Below are 21,509 nucleotides of genomic sequence, written 5' to 3' on the forward strand. Positions count from 1 at the left end.
GTTTGCTGTGACCCCGCGCCGTGCTACGTCGACCAGGCATAGGCTTAGACCGCCTCGTTGGACTCGTCCTCGAACGCTGCGAACAGCGGTTCGTCTTCGACGATTTCAGCGTTGGCGATGAACTCGTAGCTCATCAGGCCCTCGGCGATTTCACGCAGCGCTACCACGGTAGGCTTGTCGTTTTCCCACTGGACCAATGGCTCTTTGCCGCCGGTGGCCAGTTGACGGGCACGCTTGGTAGAGAGCATGACCAGCTCAAAGCGGTTTTCCACGTGTTCTAGGCAGTCTTCAACGGTTACGCGGGCCATGGTATTCCTCGGAGCGAATGCAATATGCGCGCTGCCCGGTTGGGCGAGCGGACTCGACAGTTTAAAAAAACACCAGCGTTTAGGGAAGCGCTGATTTTTTAACCAAACCCCTCGGCGCGCTGCGAGTACCAATGTAAAGCCGTCGCAGCGGTTTTGGGAAGGGCTGTTCAGCCCAGCAGTTCGGCCAATAATTTACCGAAACGTTGCTGCTGGCGTTTCTGCTGCAGCTGGCTGGCGCGGAAAATCGCCTTGAGATCATCCAGCGCGTGGGCGAAATCGTCGTTGATGATCAGGTAATCGTAGTCGACGTAGTGGCTCATTTCGCTGACCGCTTCACGCATCCGGCCTTCGATGATCTCGTCGCTGTCCTGGCCGCGATTGGTCAGGCGCTGGCGCAACGCCTGCTGGCTCGGCGGCAGGATGAAGATCGAACGGGCCTGGGGCATCAGCTTGCGTACCTGCTCGGCGCCTTGCCAGTCGATTTCCAGGATCAGGTCATGGCCTTCGTCGAGGGTCTGCTGCAGATAGCTTTGCGAGGTGCCGTAGAGGTTGCCGAAGACTTCGGCGCGCTCCAGGAAGTCGCCGTGTTCGGCCATCTTCACGAATTCTTCGCGGTCGACGAAGTGATAGTTCACGCCGTTCGCTTCGCCCGGGCGCATGGCACGGGTGGTGTGCGAGACCGAGACGCGGATCTGCGGCTCGGCGTCGATCAGGGCCTTGACCAGGCTGGTCTTGCCGGCGCCCGAGGGCGCGGAAATGATGTAGAGGGTGCCGGTGCTGTGGGTCATGTTGTTAGCCTTACTCAATGTTCTGCACTTGTTCGCGCATTTGCTCGATCAACACCTTGAGGTTGACCGCCGCCTGGGTGCTGCGCGGGTCGAAGGCCTTGGAGCCCAGTGTATTGGCTTCGCGGTTGAGCTCCTGCATCAGGAAGTCGAGGCGGCGACCGGCCGCGCCGCCGGACTTGAGCACCCGGCGAACTTCGATGATATGAGTGCTCAGGCGATCCAGTTCTTCGGCCACGTCGCTCTTTTGCGCGAGCATGACCATTTCCTGTTCCAGCCGTTGCGGGTCCAGCTCGGCCTTCATGTCGGTGAAGCGGTCGAGGACTTTCTGGCGCTGGGTGGCGAGCATCTGCGGGACCAGCTCGCGCAGCGTGGTGACGTCTTCTTCGATGGAGCTCAGGCGCTCGTTGATCAGCCGGGCCAGCTCCGCGCCTTCACGCTCGCGACCGGCCTTGAGTTCGTGCAAGCCTTGGTTGAACAGCGCCAACGCTTCGGCGTTCAGCGCTTGCGGGTCGCTCGCGTCACCCACCAGCACGCCGGGCCAGGCCAGGACTTCCAGCGGGTTCAGGGCGGCGGGGTTCTTGATCAGGCTGGCGACGGTTTCGGCGGCGGCCACCAGTTGCGCGGCGCGCTCGCGGTCCACTTGCAGGGCTTTGCCGGTGCTTTCTTCGGTGAAACGCAGGGTGCATTCCAGCTTGCCCCGGGACAGGCCTTGGCGCAGCGCTTCGCGCACACCGCCTTCCAGGTCGCGGAAGGACTCGGGCAGGCGCAGGTGCGGCTCCAGGTAACGGCTGTTGACCGAGCGCAGTTCCCAGCTCAGCGTGCCTTGGGCCCCGGCTTTTTCGACGCGGGCGAAGGCGGTCATGCTGTGCACCATGGAGGTTCCTCGCAATGCAGGCCGGCACGACGGTGGTCGTGGGCCTGGGATCTGTAGATAAAAGCCCGAGGGCAGCAAAGGCGCAGGATTGTAGCGCAGTGGGACGCAAGCGCCCAAACAGCTCCGGTAACAAAGCGCCGCAGCCCGTCGGCCGGGGCTTTGAGGGCACCCACTCGCGCCCGCTTTTTAGCGCTGTGCGACGTTTTAACTGCCCTCTGACGGTTCACGGCTCTATAATGCCAGGCAGTTTTCCGTCCTCTGTACAGGTGTTCCCTATGAAACGTCCAAGTGGTCGCGCTGCCGATCAGCTTCGCTCGATCCGCATTACCCGCAACTACACCAAACACGCCGAGGGATCTGTACTGGTCGAATTCGGTGATACCAAGGTCATCTGCACCGTCAGCGTCGAAAACGGCGTGCCACGGTTCCTCAAGGGCCAGGGCCAGGGCTGGCTGACCGCCGAATACGGCATGCTGCCGCGCGCCACCGGTGAGCGGAACCAGCGTGAGGCCAGCCGTGGCAAGCAGGGTGGTCGTACCCTGGAAATCCAACGGCTGATCGGCCGTTCGCTGCGCGCTGCGCTGGACATGTCCAAGCTGGGCGACGTGACGCTGTATGTCGATTGCGACGTGATCCAGGCCGATGGCGGCACCCGTACGGCCTCCATCACCGGGGCCATGGTTGCGCTGGTCGATGCCTTGAAAGTGATCAAGAAGCGCGGTGGCCTCAAGGGCGGCGACCCGCTCAAGCAAATGATCGCCGCTGTGTCCGTGGGCATGTACCAAGGCGAGCCGGTGCTGGACCTGGATTACCTGGAAGACTCCGCCGCCGAGACCGACCTGAACGTGGTCATGACCAGCGCCGGCGGCTTCATCGAAGTCCAGGGTACCGCTGAAGGCGCGCCGTTCCAGCCGGAAGATTTGAACGCTATGCTGGAGTTGGCGAAGAAAGGCATGAACGAGATCTTCGAATTGCAAAAAGCCGCGTTGGCTGACTGATCGATTCCTGCTTCAAGACAACAAGGAGAGCGTCATGAGTGATGAACAAATCCTGCTGCCCCAGCCGAGCAAAGAGGCGCGTCAATGGGCAATGTTTTGTCACCTGTCCGCCTTGTTGGGGATCTGGATTCCGTTTGGCACGCTGATCGGACCGTTGGTGCTCTGGCAGCTCAAGCGTGAATCCGACCCGTTCATCGATGCCCAGGGCAAGGAAGCGCTGAACTTCCAGATCACCGTGGCGATTGCTTCGGCGATCTGCCTGCTGCTGATGATCGTGGTGATTGGCTTCTTCCTGTTCGGCCTGGTGGCCATCGGTGCGCTGGTGCTGACCATCATAGGTGGCGTGAAGGCCAATGAAGGGCAGCCGTATCGGTATCCGTTCACCTGGCGATTGGTCAAATAACGATCAATGCTGTGATTCATAAGAATGCCCCGATTTATCGGGGCATTCTTTTTTAAATAAAATGTCTCTATCCCTGTAGGGCATCCAATTGCCTGGCGCGTTATCGTGCGGATCCATGTAGCGCTCTTAAATTTTTAGTCACAACTCACGAAGTTTCAAGGTGGTCTATGTCCTTGGCAATAACACGCGTCGATTGATAGAGTTGCCCCAAGTTATATTCCTTTAGAAATATTTCGATATATTCAGACCATTGAAGGTCCTTGAATTCAAAGCCAATCAGTGTTGAGGCAATCAACCTGTTCAAGCGGCGTGCCCAGGTAAAAAGTTCGCCCTGAATAGATATATTCAAAGAATAAACACTTATGTTTCAGCTCGACTTCTACGGAACCCTTGTCGCCGCCTCTTTAGTGCTTTTGCTGGGGCGCGGCCTTGTTAAACGTGTCGGTTTTCTACGCGCCTACAATATTCCCGAGCCCGTGGCGGGAGGGTTGGTAGTTGCCCTGCTGCTCCTGGCGTTACGGGGGCTTGAAGTTGAAGTGCGTTTTGATACTTCATTGCAAACACCCTTGATGCTGGCGTTTTTTGCCACGATTGGCTTGAGTGCGGATTTCGCCAGCCTGAAGAAAGGTGGCCGCGTGGTGGGGATTTTCCTGTTGGCGGTCACCGGCCTGTTGGTGGTCCAGAATGCCATGGGCATCGGACTCGCAAAAGCACTGGGGCTCGATCCGTTGATGGGATTGCTGACCGGCTCGATTACCTTGGCGGGCGGTCACGGCACTGGTGCGGCGTGGGGAACGGTGTTCAGCGAGAAGTTCGGTCTGGCGTCCGCCTCCGAGCTTGCGATGGCTTCTGCGACGTTTGGCTTGGTGTTGGGTGGCTTGATCGGTGGGCCGGTTGCGCGCCTGCTCATCAAGCGTGTCCAGTCGCCCGGCGGCCTTGAGCCAGAAAAGCCCCGCGTACCCAAGGGCTTCGAACAGCCAAACAAAGAGCGCTCGATTACGCCATTTTCGTTTATCGAGACGCTCGCCCTGATCGCGGTCAGCCTGTTGGCCGGCACGCTCCTGAATGGACAGCTCCACGACACCGCATTCGAGTTGCCGACGTTCGTTTGTGTCCTTTTCGTGGGCGTGATCCTACGCAACGGGCTTTCGGCACTTGGCCTGTATCAAGTATTCGAGCGAGAAGTGTCCGTGCTCGGCAATGTCAGCTTGTCACTGTTCCTGGCGATTGCCTTGATGTCACTCAAGTTGTGGGACCTGGCATCACTGGCCTTGCCGATCTTCATCATTCTGGCGGCCCAGACATTGGTCATGGCCCTGTTTGCGATTTTCGTGACGTTCAGGCTCATGGGCAGTCACTACGATGCCGCAGTATTGGCGGCAGGGCATTGCGGTTTTGGACTGGGCGCCACGCCAACGGCCATCGCCAACATGCAAGCCGTGACGCAGCGCTACGGACCTTCGCAGATAGCGTTTCTGGTGGTGCCGATGGTAGGGGCGTTCTTCATCGACATCATTAACGTCATCGTCATCAAGTTGTACCTGGCCCTGCCGTTTTTTGCCGTGGCTTGATGATCGAGGCACTAGCGCGCTCCATGAAAAATGCCCGTATCTTGCAATACGGGCATTTTTCGGGGCGGTCGGCCTGAAGGCTGTCGCCGATACGCTTAGATGGTCAGCGTCCAGTCGTAATCCACGATCAGCGGCGCATGCTGCGAGAACCGTGGCTGGCGCGGCAGGCGGGCGCTGCGTACGAAGCGGCGCAGCCCGGGCGTCAGCAACTGGTAGTCGAAACGCCAACCGAGGTTGAGCATCTCGGCCTGCTCGTTGTCCGGCCACCAGCTGTACTGGTCGCCTTCGCGGCTGACTTCACGCAGGGCATCGACATAGCCCATGTTGCCAATGATTTCGTCCATCCAGGCCCGTTCCGGCGCCAGGAAACCAGGAGATTGTTGGCTGTCGCGCCAGTTCTTGATATCCAGCTTCTGTTGCGCCACGTACAGCGAGCCACAATAGATGTACTCGCGACGTTTGCGCCGCTGTTTATCCAGGTAACGAGCGAAGTCGTCCATCAACTTGAATTTCTGATTCAAATCTTCATCGCCGTTCTGCCCCGAAGGGAGCAGTAAGGTCGCGATGCTGACCTTGTCGAAATCGGCTTGCAGGTAGCGCCCGTAGCGGTCCGCCGTCTCGAAACCGAGACCGTTGATGACAGCCTTCGGTTGCAGCCGCGAGTACAAAGCCACGCCACCCTGGGCGGGGACTTCGGCATCGCAGGCATAAAGGAAGTAACCATCCAGTTGGAAGGCTGCATCGTCCAGTTCAAAGGCGGAGGCGCGGGTGTCCTGCAGGCAGATGACGTCGGCATTCTGTGCTTGCAGCCAACTGAGCAAACCACGCTCCACTGCAGCCTGAATACCATTGACGTTCACACTGATGATCCGCATAAATGGCCCCAAAAATCACGTGCGTGTATGATACACGCCGTGTACCTATTTAGCTAAATCCGCGGTATTTGAGGCTTTTTTCATGCAGGCGTATCAGCGCGATTTCATTCGCTTTGCCATCGATCGCGGGGTTTTGCGCTTCGGTGAATTCACCCTCAAGTCCGGGCGTACCAGCCCGTACTTCTTCAATGCAGGCCTGTTCAACAGCGGAACCGCCCTGGCGCAGTTGGGTCGTTTCTATGCGGCGGCCATCGTCGAGAGCGGCATCCCGTTCGACGTATTGTTCGGCCCGGCTTACAAAGGCATCCCCCTGGCCGCCACCACCGCCGTCGCCCTGGCCGAACACCATGGCCGCGACCTGCCTTGGTGTTTCAACCGCAAGGAAGCCAAGGCCCACGGCGAAGGCGGCAGCCTGGTCGGTGCGCCGCTGACCGGCGATGTGTTGATTATCGATGACGTGATCACTGCCGGCACCGCCATTCGCGAGGTGATGCAGATCATCGCTTCCCAGGAAGGCGCTAAGGCGGCCGGCGTGCTGATCGCCCTGAACCGTCAGGAGCGCGGCAACGGTGAGCTGTCGGCGATCCAGGAAGTGGAGCGCGATTTCGGCATTCCGGTGATCAGCATCGTGTCGCTGAACCAGGTGCTGGAGTTTTTGGCCGACGACCCGCAGCTCAAGCAGCATTTGCCGGCGGTTGAGGCTTATCGGGCGCAGTTTGGCGTTTGATTGGCTTGCGCTAAACCCCTGTGGGAGCGGGCTTGCTCGCGAATGCGGCGGCACATCCGACATTGTGTTTGTCTGACCCACCGCTTTCGCGAGCAAGCCCGCTCCCACATAAGTCTGCCTTCACTAGTAATCAGTGCCAAAAAAAGACCCCGCTCAACCAGGTTGAGCGGGGTCTTTTTTACCGGTATCGCTTAAGGACGCTTGCGATTGCTGATCAACGTACCCACACCCGTATCGGTGAAGATCTCCAGCAGAATCGCATTCGGCACCCGGCCGTCGATGATCAGCGAGCTGCCGACGCCGCCCTGAACCGCTTCCAGCGCGCAACGAATCTTCGGCAGCATGCCGCCGTAGATGGTGCCATCGGCGATCAGGTCATCTACCTGCTGGGTCGACAACCCGGTCAGGACCTTGCCGGTCTTGTCCATCAGGCCGGCGATGTTGGTCAGCAGCATCAGCTTTTCAGCTTTCAGTGCCTCGGCAACCTTGCCCGCCACCAGGTCGGCGTTGATGTTGTACGACTCACCGTTGGCGCCCACGCCGATAGGCGCGATCACCGGGATAAAGTCGCCCTTGACCAGCAGGTTCAACAGGTCGGTGTTGATGCCGACCACTTCGCCCACATGACCGATGTCGATGATTTCCGGCTGGGTCATCTCCGGCGTCTGGCGGGTGACGGTGAGTTTCTTCGCCCGGATCAGCTCGGCGTCCTTGCCCGTCAGGCCAATGGCGCTGCCGCCATGGCGGTTGATCAGGTTGACGATGTCCTTGTTGACCTGGCCGCCGAGGACCATTTCCACCACATCCATGGTCTGCGCGTCAGTCACGCGCATGCCGTCGATGAAGTGGCTCTCGATGGACAGGCGCTTGAGCAGGTCGCCGATTTGCGGGCCGCCGCCGTGGACCACCACCGGGTTGATGCCCACGGCCTTCATCAGCACGATGTCGCGGGCGAAGCCGGTTTTCAGCTCCTCGCTTTCCATCGCGTTGCCGCCGTATTTGATCACCAGGGTCTTGCCGACGTAGCGTCGGATATAAGGCAACGCTTCGGACAGGACCTTGGCGGTGTTGGCGGCGGCTTCGCGTTCGAGGGTCATTCAGGGCTCCGGTAGTGCTTCAAAAAATCAAAACGGTAGTTGGAGATCAGGTGCAACACGTTTGAGTTGGGTGTGGAACACGTCCTTGATGCGCTGCAGTTCGGCCTCGTTGTCGGCCTCGAAACGCAGCACCAGCACCGGGGTGGTGTTGGAAGCGCGGACCAGGCCCCAGCCTTGTGGGTAGTCGACCCGTACACCGTCGATGGTGGTCAGTTCGGCGCCTTCGCCCCACTGGGCGTCGTGCAGTGCATCAATGATGCTGAATTTGCTCTCTTCGGTCACATGGATATTGATTTCCGGCGTAGAAATATCGTTCGGGAAGGTCGCGAACAGTGCTTCGGCCGTGGATTTTTCCTTGCTGAGGATCTCCAGCAAGCGCGCGGCGCTGTAGATACCGTCGTCGAAACCGAACCAGCGCTCCTTGAAGAAGATGTGGCCACTCATTTCACCGGCCAGCAGGGCGCCGCTCTGTTTCATTTTCTTCTTGATCAACGAATGACCGGTTTTCCACATCAGCGGGCGACCGCCATATTCCTTGATCAGCGGGACCAGGCGACGGGTGCACTTAACGTCGAAGATGATTTCGGCGTTCGGATTGCGCGCCACCACGTCGCGAGCGAACAGCATCAACAGGCGATCGGGGAACACCACGCTGCCGGTATTGGTCACCACGCCGACGCGGTCGCCGTCGCCGTCGAAGGCCAGGCCCAGGTCGGCGTTGGTTTCCTTGACCTTGGCGATCAGGTCTTGCAGGTTTTCCAGTTTGCCCGGGTCCGGGTGGTGGTTGGGGAAGTTGCCGTCCACGTCGCAGAACAGCGGGATGACTTCGCAGTTCAGGGCTTCGATCAGTTGCGGAGCGATCACGCCGGCCGCACCGTTGCCGCAGTCGACCACCACTTTCAGGCGTCGGGCGAGCTTCACGTCCTTGACGATCTCGTCGTTGTAGCGCTCAAGGATGTCGACCTTGGTCACGCTGCCCTGGCCGCTGCTCAGGTCGTTGGTCTTGAGGCGGGTGTGCAGGGCCTGGATCTGCTCGTTGGCGAGGGTGTCGCCGGCGATGACGATCTTGAAGCCGTTGTAGTTCGACGGGTTGTGGCTGCCGGTGAGCATGACCCCGGACTTGCCGGCCAGCACGTTGGCGGCGTAGTACAGCGCTGGCGTGGGCACCAGGCCCACGTCACTGACGTGACAGCCGCTGTCGGCAACGCCTTTGATCAATTGTTCGACCAGCTCGGGGCCCGACAAGCGGCCGTCGCGGCCGACGCACACGTTCGGTTCACCCTGGGCCAGGCTTTGGGAGCCAATGGCGCGACCGATCCAGTAGGCGGTTTCGGCGGTGAGGGTTTCCGGTACCACGCCACGGATGTCGTAGGCGCGGAAGATGCTATCAGGGAAGATCGGGGCGATTGCGGCTGGGGTGTTCATGGGCGGGGCGCTCTATCAGGAAAGTGACTGGACAGGCCGACACGGGGCGTCGGCAGGCTCAAGCTGAAGGGTATGACGGCGTTTTTGACAGAGAGTTCGTGGTGGGAAATTGCCATGAGACAGCGTTACCCCGGCCTCGCTCGCCTAATACATTGATTCCGGATGGGAAACCTAGCAGAAAGCCATTGCGCATTTTTTGTCCTGAAACAGAAGCTTCACAAACGGGCCGGGCAGGACGCCCGGCCCGGAACCGCACGGTCAATGGCTGCCGGAGTGCCCGAAACCACCGGCGCCGCGCTGGCTCTCGTCGAATTCCTCGACCAGTTCGAAGTGAGCCTGGACCACCGGCACCAGCACCAACTGCGCGATGCGCTCGCCCACGGCGATGTTGAAGGCCGTTTGGCCGCGATTCCAGCACGACACCATCAATTCGCCCTGGTAGTCGGAATCGATCAGGCCCACCAGGTTGCCCAGCACGATGCCGTGCTTGTGGCCCAGGCCCGAGCGCGGCAGGATCAGCGCGGCCAGGCCCGGGTCGCCGATGTACACCGACAGGCCGGTAGGAATCAGCAGGGTCTGGCCTGGTTCCAGGATCGTGTCCTGCTTGAGCATCGCCCGCAGGTCGAGGCCGGCGGAGCCCGGTGTGGCGTATTGCGGCAGTGGGAATTCGCTACCGATGCGTGGATCGAGAATCTTGGCTTGTAAGGCGTGCATGAAAATTAAACCTGGTTCAGACGTTCGGCGATAAAAGTGATCAGCTGGCGGGCAATCTTGCTCTTGCTAGTCTGGGCGAAAAGCGTGGCGTGCAACTGGCGGTCGATCACGCTGCAGGCGTTTTCTTCGCTGTTGAAGCCGATGCTCGGATTGGCGACGTCGTTGGCGACGATCAAGTCGAGATTCTTGTCCTTGAGCTTGCGGGCGGCGTAATCGAGCAGGTGTTCGGTCTCGGCGGCGAAGCCGACACTGAACGGACGGTCGGGGCGGGTGGCGATGCTGGCCAGGATGTCCGGGTTGCGCACCATTTGTAGTAGCAGGCCGTCGCCGCTTGTAGGGTCTTTCTTCAATTTTTGCGGGGCAACGACTTCGGGGCGGTAGTCCGCTACCGCCGCCGAGGCGATGAACAGGTCGCAGGGAATGGCCGCTTCACAGGCCGCGAGCATGTCCCGGGCACTGACCACGTCGATGCGCGTGACCCGGTCCGGGGTTGGCAAGTGCACGGGGCCGGTGATCAGCGTCACCCGGGCACCGGCCTCCACAGCGGCTTCGGCCAGGGCGAAGCCCATTTTCCCGGAGCTGTGGTTGGTGATGTAGCGCACCGGGTCGATGTTTTCCTGGGTCGGCCCGGCGGTGATCAGCACGTGCTTGCCGGTCAGGGCCTGGCGCTGGAAGCAGTCGGCGGCGCACTGGGCCAGGTCCGAGGCTTCGAGCATGCGCCCCATGCCGACATCGCCGCAGGCCTGGCTGCCAGAGGCTGGGCCAAAGACTTTCAGGGCGCGGCTTTCCAGCAGTTGCAGGTTGGCCTGGGTGGCCGGGTCGCGCCACATGGCCTGGTTCATGGCGGGTGCGACGGCGACCACGGCGTCGGTGGCGAGCACCAGGGTGGTCAGCAAATCATCGGCAATACCCTGGGCCAGGCGGGCGATCAAGTCAGCCGTGGCCGGGGCGATCAGCACCAGGTCGGCCCACTTGGCCAGTTCGATATGGCCCATGGCGGCTTCGGCCGCCGGGTCGAGCAAGTCCAGGTGGACCGGGTGCCCCGACAGGGCTTGCATGGTCAGTGGGGTAATGAACTCGCTGCCGCCACGGGTCATGACGACCCGTACTTCCGCGCCCTGGTCGATGAGTCGGCGAACCAGCTCGGCGCTCTTGTAGGCGGCAATGCCGCCGCCGACGCCCAGAACGATGCGTTTCCGATACAGCCGCTGCATAGGCCTGCCTTTCGATTTCAGTGGTCAGTGCAAGGCGAACCCCTTGGCAGCAGCTGCCAGGGTGCAAATCGCCTGCAAAAAAGATGGGCTACGATATCACAGCGACCGCTACGGAACAGCGGCGCCCACAATCAGGGAGATGCCATGAGTATTCGCGATTGGCCTGTGGCCGAGCGGCCGCGGGAGAGGTTACTGGCGCTGGGGGCGGGGAGTCTTTCGGACGCCGAGCTGCTGGCGATTTTTTTACGAACCGGCGTGTCCGGCAAAAGCGCGGTGGATCTGGCGCGACAACTGTTGATTCAATTTGGCAGCCTGCGCGCGCTGCTTGAAGCGGATCAGATCACATTCAGTAATCACATGGGGCTCGGGCCAGCGAAGTTTGCCCAGCTGCAGGCGGCTCAGGAAATGAGTCGGCGGCATCTGGCTGAACGGGCGCGGGAAAAGACCATGCTGGAAAGCCCGTTGGCGGTTCGTGAATACCTGAAGTCCATGCTGCGCCACGAACCCCACGAGGTGTTCGGTTGCCTGTTTCTCAATTCCAAGCATCAAGTACTGACCTTCGAGGCGCTGTTCCGCGGATCTATCGACAGCGCCAGTGTCCATCCCCGGCAGGTGGTCAAGCGCGCACTGGCCCACAACGCCGCTGCGTTGATCCTGTGCCACAACCATCCCTCCGGCAGCACCGAGCCCAGCCAGGCCGACCGGGTGCTCACCGAACGGCTCCAGGAGGCCCTGGAGCTGATCGACGTGCGGGTGCTCGACCACTTCATTGTTGGCGATGGGGAGCCGCTGTCGATGGCGGAGTATGGGTGGATGTGAGGCAGCGGCAAGCTGTCAGCTTCAAGCCGCAAGTTCAGAGCCGGGTGTGATCTGCTCTTGAGCTTGCAGCTTGCAGCTTGCAGCTTGCAGCTTGCAGCTTACGGCTTGAGCCTGACCTTCGAGTAATCCTGCCGCCCAAACGGGCTCACCGCATAACCCTGCACATCCTTGCGGGTGAGTGCGAAGGCGGTGGGGTGCGCCAGGGGCAGCCACAGGGCCTGCTGCTGGATCTGGGCCTGGGCCTGCTCGTAGAGCTTGGCACGCACGCCTTGTTCGCCGGTGGTCTTGCCGGCGCTGATCAGTTTGTCCAGGTCCGGGTTGCAGTAGCGGGCGAAGTTGGTGCCGGACTTGAGTGCCGCGCAGGAAAACTGCGGAGTGAGGAAGTTGTCCGGGTCGCCGTTGTCACCGGCCCAGCCCATGAACAGCAGGTCATGTTCGCCGGCCTTGGCGCGGCGGATCAGTTCGCCCCATTCGATCACGCGGATTTCCGCCTGGATGCCGATCTGCGCCAGGTCGGATTGCAACAGCTGTGCGCCAACGCTGGGGTTGGGGTTGAGCAGGCTGCCGGAGGGGCGGGTCCAGATGGTGGTCTGGAAACCTTCCTTCAAGCCGGCCTTGGCCAGCAGGTCACGGGCCTTGGCCGGGTCGTGGGCGTAGCCGGGCAGGCTCTTGGCATAGCTCCAGGTGTTGGGCGGGTAGGGGCCGTTGGCGGCTTCGGCGGTGCCTTCGAAGACGGTCTTGAGGTAGCTGGCCTTGTCGAAGGCCAAGTTGATGGCTTGTCGCACCTCAGGCTTGTCCAGTGGCGGATGCTGGCTGTTGATCGCCACGAACGCGGTCATGAAGGCGTCGGTCTGGGCCACGCTCAGGGTCGGTTCCTGCCGGGCGGCCTGCACGTCCAGCGGCTTGGGCGACAAGGCGATCTGGCATTCGTTGCGGCGCAGTTTCTGCAAGCGCACATTGGCATCCGGCGTGATGGCGAAGACCAGCGGGTCCACTTTGGGCTTGCCGCCGAAATAGGCGTCGTTGGCCTTGTAGCGGATCGAGGCGTCCTTCTGGAATCGGCTGAAGATGAACGGGCCGGTGCCGATCGGCTGGTTGTTGAGTTTTTCTGGCGTGCCGGCCTGCATCAGTTGATCGGCGTATTCGGCCGAATAGATGGAGGCAAAGCCCATGCTCAACGTTGCCAGGAAGGTCGAATCGGCGTGATCGAGGGTGAAACGCACGGTCAGCGGGTCCAGGGCGTCGATTTTCTTGATCAGCGCCGGCAATTGCATGGACTGGGCGTGGGGAAAACCGCTTTGCGCAACCTTGTGCCACGGGTTCGCCGGGTCGAGCATGCGCTCGAAGCTGAACTTCACGTCCTCGGCGGTCAGGTCGCGGCGCGGCGTGAAGTACTCGGTGTGATGGAACTTGACCTGTGGCCGCAGCTTGAACACGTAGGTCAGGCCATCGGTAGAGACTTCCCAGCGCTCGGCCAGGCTGGGGGCCACTTTGCCGCTGGCGGTATCGAAATCCACCAGGCGGTTCATCAGCACATCGGCGGAGGCGTTGGTGGTGGTCAGGGAGTTGTATTGGACGACATCGAACCCCTCCGGGCTGGCTTCGGTGCAGACGCTCAGGGCGGCGGCCAAGGCCTGGGGGGGGATCAGCAGAGGGGCGAGCAAAAACGGTAGGGCAGCGAGGCGCATGGTCGGTTTCCTGTGCAAGTCGGAGGCCCATCTGCGAGTGCAGTCTGGAAAAGGCCTACCCTAGTGGGCTCGCTGGCAAATGACTATCCCCTTTTTGCATTTTCCGGCACTCTGCGGCGACGGTATGGGTGGCCAGAACCTGCCGCACGTGAAAAAACCTGCGTGCAGCGACGAGCGGTCAGGGGCCGTGCCAGCCTCTGCCCCAGCCGTCCGGGGCGGTGAGCCGAGGTTTTTCCAGGAAGACAAATCACATCGACTGTTGTTGCTCTGTGGTCTTTCTGGTATAAAGCAGCGCTCTTTTCTAGGGGCCCGGTTCCTTCACTGTAGGTGTAGCCGGTAAGACCCTTAAAGAAACGCGGCGCCTGGCGCCAAATGACTGAGAGATTAAGCGGCCAACCCATGCCGGGTTGGGCATGTGGTTTTAGAGGGCTGAGGCATGTCGAGAGTCTGTCAAGTTACCGGTAAGGGTCCGGTGACTGGGAATAACATTTCCCACGCAAACAACAAAACCCGTCGTCGTTTCCTGCCGAACCTGCAGCATCACCGCTTCTGGGTTGAAGAAGAGAAACGTTTTGTGCGTCTGCGCGTATCTGCCAAGGGCATGCGTATCATCGACAAGCGTGGCATCAGTGTCGTGCTGGCCGAACTTCGTCGCGATGGCAAGGTTTAAGGGAGCTAATCATGCGTGAATTGATTCGTTTGATCTCGAGCGCCGGTACTGGTCACTTCTACACTACCGACAAGAACAAGCGTACTACCCCGGACAAAATCGAGATCAAGAAATATGATCCGGTTGTTCGCAAGCACGTGATCTACAAGGAAGGCAAAATCAAGTAATTGATTTTTCCCTCTTACGAAAAAGGCCCGTATCGCGAGATACGGGCCTTTTTTGTTGCGTTTGGGGTTTGTGGATCAACCGCATTTAATGCCGACGATAATCCCGTCGGCATCAGTTACAAGATTGATGCGTCGCGGGCTCAGATCGTAGGTTATAGGGTGCTTTGGGCCTGCGGGGCGAACCTGGGCCCCGTTAGCCAGGGCGCGAACCTCTTCACGCAGCTCGCGGGTATATTTTTGGCCAATGGTGTACTGGGCGATAGCGATATCGCACTGATCGTGGGGCATCGGCACGACAACGGTGTCGTTTTGACTAGGCATTTTTAGCTTCCTTGCTGAGTTTTAAAAAGTTGAGGCACTCACCGGTCGGGTTGGTCGCGCATCCTGCGCGTCCCCCGCGACGATAATTTGTGCGTGCCTGCGACAGGTTTTAATCGTCACCGCGGCCATTGACCAATGATTAAGTGTCACTGTCTTTTACGGTTTGGCTGTGGCCTCCTCAAACACCACATAGATCTTGCGGCACGGTTCCAGTACTTCCCAGGTGCCCTTGAACCCGGCCGGGATCACGAAGCGGTCGCCGGCCCGCAGGGTCTTGGCGTTGCCATCGTTGTCCCGCAGCACGGAAACGCCCTGGACGATCTCGCAGTATTCATGTTCGGTGTAGTTGACCGTCCATTGACCGACGGCGCCTTCCCATACGCCAGCGTTCATTTGCCCACAAGGGCTGCTGTAGTGGTTGAACACGGCTTGCTCGGGATCGCCCTTGAACACCTTGGCCGGGTCCGGGCGATAACGTTCGGCGGTGGTATTGGCCTGGCTGAAGTCGACGATGTCCTGAATGCTCATGCGGGTGATCCCCAGTGATCGCTTGGAAGGCCTCGAGTCTATGTTTATTAAAACGAACATCGCAAGGTCGTTTGCCGCCGTTGTGTCAAATATATTGAAACATGACCGGCCGCTGGTTTAGGGTGGCGGGTGCCCTATGCCGAAAACAGCGCCGAAAACAGGCTGGCCGGGCAGAATTCTTTTGAGCGCTGCGCATTGCGCGGCGTTCGTACTCAATAAGAGGAGGACACACGCATGACCACCCTGACTCGTACCGATTGGGAACAACGCGCCCGCGACCTGAAGATCGAAGGCCGCGCCTTCATCAACGGTGAGTACACCGATGCGGTGTCCGGTGAAACGTTCGATTGCCTCAGCCCGGTCGATGGCCGCCTGCTGGGCAAGATCGCCAGCTGCGACGTGGCCGACGCCCAGCGTGCCGTCGAAAATGCCCGCGCCACCTTCAACTCCGGCGTCTGGTCGCGTCTGGCGCCAAGCAAGCGCAAAACCACCATGATCCGTTTCGCCGGCTTGCTCAAGCAGCATGCCGAGGAACTGGCGCTGCTGGAAACCCTGGACATGGGCAAGCCGATCAGCGATTCGCTGAACATCGACGTGCCCGGCGCGGCCCAGGCGTTGAGCTGGAGCGGTGAAGCCATCGACAAGCTCTACGACGAAGTGGCGGCCACCCCGCACGACCAACTGGGCCTGGTGACCCGTGAGCCGGTGGGTGTCGTGGGGGCTATCGTGCCCTGGAACTTCCCGTTGATGATGGCCTGCTGGAAGCTCGGCCCGGCGCTGTCCACCGGTAACTCGGTGGTACTCAAACCGTCGGAAAAATCCCCGCTGACCGCCATCCGTATCGCTGCGCTGGCGATCGAGGCCGGCATTCCGAAAGGCGTGCTGAACGTGTTGCCAGGCTACGGCCACACCGTCGGCAAGGCCCTGGCCCTGCATATGGACGTCGATACGCTGGTGTTCACCGGCTCCACCAAGATCGCCAAGCAACTGATGATCTATTCCGGCGAATCCAACATGAAGCGCATCTGGCTGGAAGCCGGTGGCAAGAGCCCGAACATCGTGTTCGCCGATGCCCCGGACCTGCAAGCCGCCGCCGAATCCGCTGCCAGCGCCATCGCCTTCAACCAGGGCGAAGTCTGCACCGCCGGCTCGCGGCTGTTGGTGGAGCGCTCCATCAAGGACACGTTCCTGCCGCTGGTGATCGAAGCCCTCAAGGGCTGGAAGCCGGGCAATCCCCTGGACCCGGCCACCAACGTCGGCGCCCTGGTCGATACCCAGCAGATGAACACTGTGCTGTCCTACATCGAGGCGGGCCATAGCGACGGCGCCAAACTGGTGGCCGGTGGCAAGCGCATCCTTGAGGAAACCGGCGGCACGTACGTCGAACCGACGATTTTCGACGGCGTGAGCAACGCCATGAGAATCGCCCAGGAAGAGATTTTCGGCCCGGTGTTGTCGGTCATCGCCTTCGACACCGCCGAACAGGCCATCGAGATTGCCAACGACACGCCGTATGGCCTGGCCGCGGCGGTATGGACCAAGGACATCTCCAAGGCGCACCTGACCGCCAAGGCCCTGCGTGCCGGCAGCGTATGGGTCAATCAGTACGACGGCGGCGACATGACCGCACCGTTCGGTGGCTTCAAGCAGTCGGGCAACGGTCGCGACAAGTCGCTGCATGCGTTCGACAAATACACCGAGCTGAAGTCGACCTGGATCAAGCTCTGACAGTGACGGCCCCGGATCCTGTCCGGGGCTTTCATGTCACACAGGTCATTTGTGGGAGCGGGCTTGCTCGCGAAGGCGGGGTGTCAGTCAACTTAGCTGTTGAATGTGAAACCGCCTTCGCGAGCAAGCCCGCTCCCACATTTGTTTTGCGCAAGACTGAAAGATAACTGTCCACAGGAGCGTGGAAATGCGTTGGGCAACCTATTTCGCCGTGCTGGCGTCTGTCCTGAGCGTCGGCCTGGCCCTGGGCGTGAGCATGCCGTTGGTGTCGCTGCGCCTGGAGGGCTGGGGTTATGGTTCGTTCGCCATTGGTGTGATGGCGGCCATGCCGGCCGTGGGGGTGTTGCTCGGGGCCAAGGTGTCAAGCCGGCTGGCGGCGCGGTTCGGCACGGCGGCGTTGATGCGCCTGTGCCTGTGGGGCGGAGCGGTGTCCATCGGGTTGCTGGCGCTGCTGCCCAGCTATCCGGTCTGGTTGCTGCTGCGCCTGATGATTGGCGTGGTCCTGACCTTGGTGTTCATTCTAGGTGAAAGCTGGATCAACCAACTGGTCATCGAAAAATGGCGTGGACGGTTGGTGGCGCTGTACGGCAGCAGCTACGCCCTGAGCCAGTTGTCCGGCCCGCTGCTGCTGGGCGCTCTGGGGACCGATCATGACTACGGGTTCTGGGTGGGCGTCGGCCTGCTGGTGATCGCACCCTTGCTGTTGCTGGGCCGTAGCGGTGCGCCGAGCAGCGAGGCCGGCAGCGTCACGTTCGGCGATTTGTGGACGTTTTGCCGTGGCTTGCCGGCGATTGCCTGGGCGGTCTCGTTGTTTGCTGCGTTCGAGGCGATGATCCTGACGTTGTTGCCGGTGTATTGCCTGCGCCAGGGTTTCACGGCCGACATTGCGCTGGCGATGGTCAGCACCGTGGTGGTCGGGGATGCCTTGCTGCAGTTGCCCATCGGCGCCCTGGCCGATCGCGTGTCGCGCCGTGCCCTGTTGACGGGGTGCGCGGTGGCGTTGATGTTATCGAGCCTGGCGGTTCCGCTGTTGATCGATACCCTGTTGATCTGGCCGCTGTGGGTGCTGTTCGGTGCCAGCGCGGGCGGTTTGTTCACGTTGTCGCTGATCCTGATCGGCGAGCGTTACCGCGACGATGCGCTGGTACGGGCCAACGCCCATGTCGCGCAGCTGTGGGGGCTGGGTTGCCTGATTGGCCCCCTGGTGGCGGGGGCGGGCAGCCAATGGGTCAGCGGACATGCGCTGCCTTTGTTCATGGCGGCCGGGGCGTTCGGGCTGGTGATCCTGCTGTTGCGCCAAGGGGCGTTCGGGGCAACCCAAACGGCCTGAGCACACCCAAATCCCTTGTCACAAAAGCGCGCTGCCTCTAAAGCATCCGCTCCAACCCGACAGTCGTGGCGAACCAGGCATTGAACCGGCGCCACCAACTGCCCGGTTCGCGGTCCAGGTCGTGGATCTTGCCGTTGTCTTCGGTGGTCCATACAAGCGTTCCATCTTCCAGCCTGGCCTGATAACTCAGGGCCGGCGCCATGCCTTGCAAGGCCAGCTCACGCACTTGGCCGGCGAGTTCCGGGCTGTCCACCAGCACGCCGACTTCGGTGTTCCACAGCACGGAGCGCGGGTCGAAATTGAACGAGCCAATGAAGGATTTCTGCTGGTCGAAGATGATCGCCTTGCTGTGCAGGCTGGAGTCCGATTCGCCGTAGGATTTGCTGTAGAACAGATGCGGGCTGCCGCCGGTGTCGCCCGGTTGTCGTCGCAGTTCGAACAGGCGCACGCCATGTTGCAGCAGGGCCTTGCGGTACGGTGCATAGCCGCCGTGCACGGCGGGCACGTCGGTGGCTTCCAGGGAGTTGGTCAGCAGGCTCACCGACACGCCGGCATCGGCGCGACTGGTCAGGTACACCAAGCCTGGCTGGCCGGGGACGAAGTAGGCGGAAATCATGATCAGTTCTTTGCTGACGCCCGTCAGCTCGGGGGCCAGTTGGGTGGTCAGCAACAACTGAGGGTCCGGTTCGTCCTTGGCCAGCACTTTACTGGGCGCGTCCCACAGCGCCTGGTTCCAGGCCCAGATCAACTGGTCGCGCCAGGTGTCCAGGCGCGGTTGGGTCTTGTAGGCAGTCAACTGCTGGTAGAGCGCGTGGTTTTCCTTGTGGGTCTGCTCCAGGGACTCTTGCAGGCGCAGGCGGCTGTTGGCCAGGTCCTTGGGGGTGGGGCGATGGGACAGGAACTGTTCGATGGGTTTGCTCAGGGCGCTGTTCCAGTACTGGTCGAAGCTGTGGCCCAATTGTTCGGCCACCGGTCCGACACTGAGCAGGTCAATGTCGGTGAAGTTCAGGTTGGGTTCGGCGTCGAAGTACTCATCGCCCAGGTTGCGGCCGCCGACGATGGCCATGCTGTTGTCCGCCAGCCACAGCTTGTTGTGCATCCGGCGGTGTTGCAACGACAGGTTGAACAGGCGTCCGAGGCTGCGAGTCACGCCGGTGGCGCGTCCCAGGTGCAGCGGATTGAACAGGCGGATCTGGATTTGCGGATGGGCGGCGAGGGTGGCGATGATCTGATCCTGGCCATCGCTGGTGGTGTCGTCCAGCAGGATCCGCACGCGCACGCCCCGGTCGGCGGCCTTGAGCAGTTCATCCACCAGCATCCGCGTGCTGATGCCGTCATGGACGATGTAGTACTGCAAATCCAGGCTGCCTTGGGCATGGCGAATCAGCTCGGCCCGGGCGGTGAAGGCCTCGGTGCTGTCCGACAGCAGCCGAAAGCCCGAACGCCCTTCATGGGCGGCGGCCTGGGCCTGGACCGAGCGGCCGAACGAGGATTCGGTGGCCGGCAGGGCCTGGGACGGCTCGCGGGTGATATCAAGACCGGCGCAGCCGCTCAGCAGTGAGGCGACTAACAGTAGCGCAGGCAGGATCGGTCTGGATCTCACGTAGGATCGTTCCGCTTGTTCTCGTTGATCGGCTATTGGGTGCTGCTTCCCTGGGTAAAGTTCAGACGACGTCGCGTTGGGTTTCGTTCAACAGCGCGATAGCGGCGGCCCCGACCTTGCGCACGGCCTCTTCGATCTGGGCCGTTGGCTTGGCAGCGTAGTTCATTCGCAGGCAGTTGCGGTACTTGCCCGATGCCGAAAAAATACTGCCGACGGCGACCTGCACGCCTTGGTCCAGCAGCGCCCGATTGAGCTTCAGTGTGTCGAAGCCGTCGGGCAATTCGATCCACAGCATGAAACTGCCCCGTGGGCGACTGGCACGGGTGCCCGCTGGAAAATAGCGGCTGACCCAGTCGATCATCACGTCGCGATTGCGCTGGTATTGCATGCGCATCCGCCGCAAATGGGGTTCGAAATGCCCGCCCTTGAGAAATTCGGCAATGGCGATCTGCGGCTGTGGCGCGGTAGAGCCGGTGCTGATGTATTTCATGTGCAGCACCCGCTCCAGATACCGGCCAGGCGCGACCCAGCCGATGCGCAGGCCAGGCGCCAGGGTCTTGGAAAACGAACTGCAGAGCAGGACGCGACCGTCTTCATCGAAGGACTTGATGGTGCGTGGGCGGGGGTATGTGTAGGCCAATTCCCCATACACATCATCTTCGATGATCGCCACGTCGAAGCGCTGTGCCAGGTTCAGCAGCGCGCGTTTATTGGCGTCGGGCATGATGTAGCCCAGCGGGTTATTGCAGCTGGGGGTCAACTGTATGGCCTTGATGGGCCATTGCTCCAGGGCCAGCTCCAGTGCATCCAGGCTGATGCCGGTGAGCGGGTCGGTGGGGATTTCCAAGGCCTTCATGCCCAGGCCCTTGAGGGTTTGCATGGCCCCGTGAAAGCTGGGTGAATCCACTGCGACGATATCGCCTTGTTCGCAGGTGGCGCGAATGCTGACCGACAGGGCTTCATGACAGCCAGTGGTGACGATCAGGTCGTTGGGGCCCAGTTGGCAGCCGGAGTCCAACGACAGTCGGGCGATCTGTTCACGCAACGCGAGGTTGCCGTAGATGTTGTCGTAATACAGGCCGGGCATGTCTTGCCGACGGCTGATCTGCGCCAGGCTGCGCAGCAGCGGTTTCATGGTCGGCGAGTTGATGTCCGGCATGCCGCGTCCCAGTTGCACCACATCCGGGCGCGGTACGGCGCGTATCAACTCCAGCACCTGGTCCCACTGGGAAATATCCACGGGGCGCTGGGCCGGACGGCCTACTGCCGGCAGGTCCGGCAATTCGCGACCCACGGGTACGAAGTAACCGGATTTGGGTCTCGGCATCGCCAGCCCACTGTCCTCCAGCACGCGATAGGCCTGCTGCACCGTACTCAAGCTGACCCCATGTTCCGTGCTCAATGCCCGCACAGACGGCAGCCGGTCGCCGGGGCGGTAGAAGCCCTGTTCGATGCGGGTGCCGAGCAGTTCGGCGAGGTTCACGTAGAGGGTCATGGTGCACTCCCGATGAGTTGGACAACTGCGACCAATACAGTTGGGTTGGAAAATGACAATTCAGTGGCAGAAATACCGCATCTGTATGCTCATAAAAGAAATAGGCTGAATCTGTATTGCTTTTGGCCGTCCGCGCATCATGAAACCTCTGGCTACCCAAGTAAAC

Annotated in this window: 21 protein-coding genes and 1 pseudogene; 9 read left to right on the plus strand and 13 right to left on the minus strand. The window is 61.0% G+C overall.

Annotation, left to right across the window (positions count from 1 at the left end):
* Positions 1 to 44: 44 nt before the first annotated feature.
* From rpoZ to BLP82_RS24935, 3 genes are all read right to left on the minus strand, one after another.
* Complete coding sequence (rpoZ, locus tag BLP82_RS24925) at positions 45 to 308, minus strand: DNA-directed RNA polymerase subunit omega (protein WP_003177259.1); 264 nt, start codon at positions 306 to 308, stop codon at positions 45 to 47.
* A gap of 167 nt (positions 309 to 475) precedes the next feature.
* A complete protein-coding gene (gmk, locus tag BLP82_RS24930; protein ID WP_092174404.1) occupies positions 476 to 1,096 on the minus strand; it encodes a guanylate kinase in 621 nt (206 codons plus the stop codon).
* Between the two features lie 10 nt (positions 1,097 to 1,106).
* Positions 1,107 to 1,970, minus strand: a complete 864-nt coding sequence (locus BLP82_RS24935; RefSeq protein ID WP_092174407.1) for a YicC/YloC family endoribonuclease — start codon at positions 1,968 to 1,970, stop codon at positions 1,107 to 1,109.
* 275 nt (positions 1,971 to 2,245) lie between these two features.
* Between BLP82_RS24935 and rph the strand changes: the two genes are divergently transcribed.
* The 3 genes from rph (at position 2,246) to gltS (ending at position 4,942) form a co-directional block, all read left to right on the plus strand.
* Entirely contained in the window at positions 2,246 to 2,968 is a 723-nt protein-coding gene (gene rph / locus BLP82_RS24940) for a ribonuclease PH (RefSeq protein ID WP_060740056.1), read from the plus strand.
* A gap of 34 nt (positions 2,969 to 3,002) precedes the next feature.
* Positions 3,003 to 3,371, plus strand: a complete 369-nt coding sequence (locus BLP82_RS24945) for a DUF4870 domain-containing protein (RefSeq protein ID WP_060740057.1) — start codon at positions 3,003 to 3,005, stop codon at positions 3,369 to 3,371.
* 362 nt (positions 3,372 to 3,733) lie between these two features.
* Positions 3,734 to 4,942, plus strand: a complete 1,209-nt coding sequence (gene gltS, locus BLP82_RS24950) for a sodium/glutamate symporter (RefSeq protein WP_092174411.1) — start codon at positions 3,734 to 3,736, stop codon at positions 4,940 to 4,942.
* A 95-nt stretch (positions 4,943 to 5,037) separates the two neighbouring features.
* On the opposite strand, the gene BLP82_RS24955 is transcribed toward gltS, so the two are convergent.
* Entirely contained in the window at positions 5,038 to 5,817 is a 780-nt protein-coding gene (locus BLP82_RS24955) for an exodeoxyribonuclease III (protein WP_013694557.1), read from the minus strand.
* A gap of 82 nt (positions 5,818 to 5,899) precedes the next feature.
* Here BLP82_RS24955 and pyrE point away from each other — a divergent pair, with 82 nt between their 5' ends.
* Positions 5,900 to 6,544, plus strand: coding sequence for an orotate phosphoribosyltransferase (gene pyrE, locus BLP82_RS24960; protein ID WP_060740059.1), 645 nt, complete (start codon positions 5,900 to 5,902; stop codon positions 6,542 to 6,544).
* A 191-nt stretch (positions 6,545 to 6,735) separates the two neighbouring features.
* On the opposite strand, the gene argB is transcribed toward pyrE, so the two are convergent.
* The 4 genes and pseudogenes from argB to coaBC all read right to left on the minus strand — a co-directional run bounded on the left by argB (position 6,736) and on the right by coaBC (position 10,994).
* A complete protein-coding gene (argB, locus tag BLP82_RS24965) occupies positions 6,736 to 7,641 on the minus strand; it encodes an acetylglutamate kinase (RefSeq protein WP_025216133.1) in 906 nt (301 codons plus the stop codon).
* Between the two features lie 27 nt (positions 7,642 to 7,668).
* Positions 7,669 to 9,072 (minus strand): annotated as a pseudogene (locus tag BLP82_RS24970) (phosphomannomutase/phosphoglucomutase); the annotation flags it as partial.
* A 252-nt stretch (positions 9,073 to 9,324) separates the two neighbouring features.
* Positions 9,325 to 9,780 (minus strand): dUTP diphosphatase, encoded by a 456-nt coding sequence (gene dut / locus BLP82_RS24975; protein ID WP_053126549.1) that lies wholly within the window; start codon positions 9,778 to 9,780, stop codon positions 9,325 to 9,327.
* A gap of 5 nt (positions 9,781 to 9,785) precedes the next feature.
* Positions 9,786 to 10,994, minus strand: a complete 1,209-nt coding sequence (gene coaBC / locus BLP82_RS24980) for a bifunctional phosphopantothenoylcysteine decarboxylase/phosphopantothenate--cysteine ligase CoaBC (protein WP_092174419.1) — start codon at positions 10,992 to 10,994, stop codon at positions 9,786 to 9,788.
* A gap of 144 nt (positions 10,995 to 11,138) precedes the next feature.
* On the opposite strand from coaBC, the gene radC reads away from it, so the two are divergent.
* Positions 11,139 to 11,813, plus strand: a complete 675-nt coding sequence (gene radC / locus BLP82_RS24985; protein WP_092174422.1) for a RadC family protein — start codon at positions 11,139 to 11,141, stop codon at positions 11,811 to 11,813.
* Between the two features lie 98 nt (positions 11,814 to 11,911).
* On the opposite strand, the gene BLP82_RS24990 is transcribed toward radC, so the two are convergent.
* Positions 11,912 to 13,501, minus strand: a complete 1,590-nt coding sequence (locus BLP82_RS24990) for an ABC transporter substrate-binding protein (protein WP_092174426.1) — start codon at positions 13,499 to 13,501, stop codon at positions 11,912 to 11,914.
* 436 nt (positions 13,502 to 13,937) lie between these two features.
* Here BLP82_RS24990 and rpmB point away from each other — a divergent pair, with 436 nt between their 5' ends.
* Both rpmB and rpmG read left to right on the plus strand, forming a co-directional pair.
* Entirely contained in the window at positions 13,938 to 14,171 is a 234-nt protein-coding gene (rpmB, locus tag BLP82_RS24995) for a 50S ribosomal protein L28 (protein WP_003177273.1), read from the plus strand.
* Positions 14,172 to 14,182: 11 nt separating this feature from the next.
* Positions 14,183 to 14,338 (plus strand): 50S ribosomal protein L33, encoded by a 156-nt coding sequence (rpmG, locus tag BLP82_RS25000; protein WP_003177274.1) that lies wholly within the window; start codon positions 14,183 to 14,185, stop codon positions 14,336 to 14,338.
* 75 nt (positions 14,339 to 14,413) lie between these two features.
* On the opposite strand, the gene BLP82_RS25005 is transcribed toward rpmG, so the two are convergent.
* Entirely contained in the window at positions 14,414 to 14,659 is a 246-nt protein-coding gene (locus tag BLP82_RS25005) for an I78 family peptidase inhibitor (RefSeq protein WP_256574226.1), read from the minus strand.
* A gap of 156 nt (positions 14,660 to 14,815) precedes the next feature.
* Positions 14,816 to 15,187 carry a cupin domain-containing protein gene (locus tag BLP82_RS25010; protein WP_092174431.1) on the minus strand — a complete coding sequence of 124 codons (372 nt, stop codon included), beginning with the start codon at positions 15,185 to 15,187 and terminating at the stop codon, positions 14,816 to 14,818.
* Positions 15,188 to 15,421: 234 nt separating this feature from the next.
* On the opposite strand from BLP82_RS25010, the gene BLP82_RS25015 reads away from it, so the two are divergent.
* Positions 15,422 to 16,915 carry an aldehyde dehydrogenase gene (locus tag BLP82_RS25015; protein WP_092174435.1) on the plus strand — a complete coding sequence of 498 codons (1,494 nt, stop codon included), beginning with the start codon at positions 15,422 to 15,424 and terminating at the stop codon, positions 16,913 to 16,915.
* A 187-nt stretch (positions 16,916 to 17,102) separates the two neighbouring features.
* Entirely contained in the window at positions 17,103 to 18,245 is a 1,143-nt protein-coding gene (locus BLP82_RS25020; protein WP_092174439.1) for an MFS transporter, read from the plus strand.
* A 37-nt stretch (positions 18,246 to 18,282) separates the two neighbouring features.
* Here the strand turns inward: BLP82_RS25020 and BLP82_RS25025 are convergent, their stop codons facing one another.
* Positions 18,283 to 19,848, minus strand: coding sequence for a phospholipase D family protein (locus tag BLP82_RS25025; RefSeq protein ID WP_092174444.1), 1,566 nt, complete (start codon positions 19,846 to 19,848; stop codon positions 18,283 to 18,285).
* A gap of 61 nt (positions 19,849 to 19,909) precedes the next feature.
* The gene (locus tag BLP82_RS25030) at positions 19,910 to 21,343 is read right to left on the minus strand and encodes an aminotransferase-like domain-containing protein (protein WP_092174448.1); all 1,434 of its coding nucleotides are present in this window, start codon (positions 21,341 to 21,343) and stop codon (positions 19,910 to 19,912) included.
* Positions 21,344 to 21,509: the final 166 nt, after the last annotated feature.

This window comes from Pseudomonas sp. NFACC37-1, assembly GCF_900101575.1.
GTDB lineage: Bacteria > Pseudomonadota > Gammaproteobacteria > Pseudomonadales > Pseudomonadaceae > Aquipseudomonas > Aquipseudomonas fluorescens_AA.

What these genes read in the sequence shown, in the direction of transcription:
- rpoZ (WP_003177259.1), bottom strand. Translation starts at nt 308, where the DNA reads ATGGCCCGCGTAACCGTTGAAGACTGCCTAGAACACGTGGAAAACCGC.
- gmk (WP_092174404.1), bottom strand. Translation starts at nt 1,096, where the DNA reads ATGACCCACAGCACCGGCACCCTCTACATCATTTCCGCGCCCTCGGGC.
- BLP82_RS24935 (WP_092174407.1), bottom strand. Translation starts at nt 1,970, where the DNA reads ATGGTGCACAGCATGACCGCCTTCGCCCGCGTCGAAAAAGCCGGGGCC.
- rph (WP_060740056.1), top strand. Translation starts at nt 2,246, where the DNA reads ATGAAACGTCCAAGTGGTCGCGCTGCCGATCAGCTTCGCTCGATCCGC.
- BLP82_RS24945 (WP_060740057.1), top strand. Translation starts at nt 3,003, where the DNA reads ATGAGTGATGAACAAATCCTGCTGCCCCAGCCGAGCAAAGAGGCGCGT.
- gltS (WP_092174411.1), top strand. Translation starts at nt 3,734, where the DNA reads ATGTTTCAGCTCGACTTCTACGGAACCCTTGTCGCCGCCTCTTTAGTG.
- BLP82_RS24955 (WP_013694557.1), bottom strand. Translation starts at nt 5,817, where the DNA reads ATGCGGATCATCAGTGTGAACGTCAATGGTATTCAGGCTGCAGTGGAG.
- pyrE (WP_060740059.1), top strand. Translation starts at nt 5,900, where the DNA reads ATGCAGGCGTATCAGCGCGATTTCATTCGCTTTGCCATCGATCGCGGG.
- argB (WP_025216133.1), bottom strand. Translation starts at nt 7,641, where the DNA reads ATGACCCTCGAACGCGAAGCCGCCGCCAACACCGCCAAGGTCCTGTCC.
- dut (WP_053126549.1), bottom strand. Translation starts at nt 9,780, where the DNA reads ATGCACGCCTTACAAGCCAAGATTCTCGATCCACGCATCGGTAGCGAA.
- coaBC (WP_092174419.1), bottom strand. Translation starts at nt 10,994, where the DNA reads ATGCAGCGGCTGTATCGGAAACGCATCGTTCTGGGCGTCGGCGGCGGC.
- radC (WP_092174422.1), top strand. Translation starts at nt 11,139, where the DNA reads ATGAGTATTCGCGATTGGCCTGTGGCCGAGCGGCCGCGGGAGAGGTTA.
- BLP82_RS24990 (WP_092174426.1), bottom strand. Translation starts at nt 13,501, where the DNA reads ATGCGCCTCGCTGCCCTACCGTTTTTGCTCGCCCCTCTGCTGATCCCC.
- rpmB (WP_003177273.1), top strand. Translation starts at nt 13,938, where the DNA reads ATGTCGAGAGTCTGTCAAGTTACCGGTAAGGGTCCGGTGACTGGGAAT.
- rpmG (WP_003177274.1), top strand. Translation starts at nt 14,183, where the DNA reads ATGCGTGAATTGATTCGTTTGATCTCGAGCGCCGGTACTGGTCACTTC.
- BLP82_RS25005 (WP_256574226.1), bottom strand. Translation starts at nt 14,659, where the DNA reads ATGCCTAGTCAAAACGACACCGTTGTCGTGCCGATGCCCCACGATCAG.
- BLP82_RS25010 (WP_092174431.1), bottom strand. Translation starts at nt 15,187, where the DNA reads ATGAGCATTCAGGACATCGTCGACTTCAGCCAGGCCAATACCACCGCC.
- BLP82_RS25015 (WP_092174435.1), top strand. Translation starts at nt 15,422, where the DNA reads ATGACCACCCTGACTCGTACCGATTGGGAACAACGCGCCCGCGACCTG.
- BLP82_RS25020 (WP_092174439.1), top strand. Translation starts at nt 17,103, where the DNA reads ATGCGTTGGGCAACCTATTTCGCCGTGCTGGCGTCTGTCCTGAGCGTC.
- BLP82_RS25030 (WP_092174448.1), bottom strand. Translation starts at nt 21,343, where the DNA reads ATGACCCTCTACGTGAACCTCGCCGAACTGCTCGGCACCCGCATCGAA.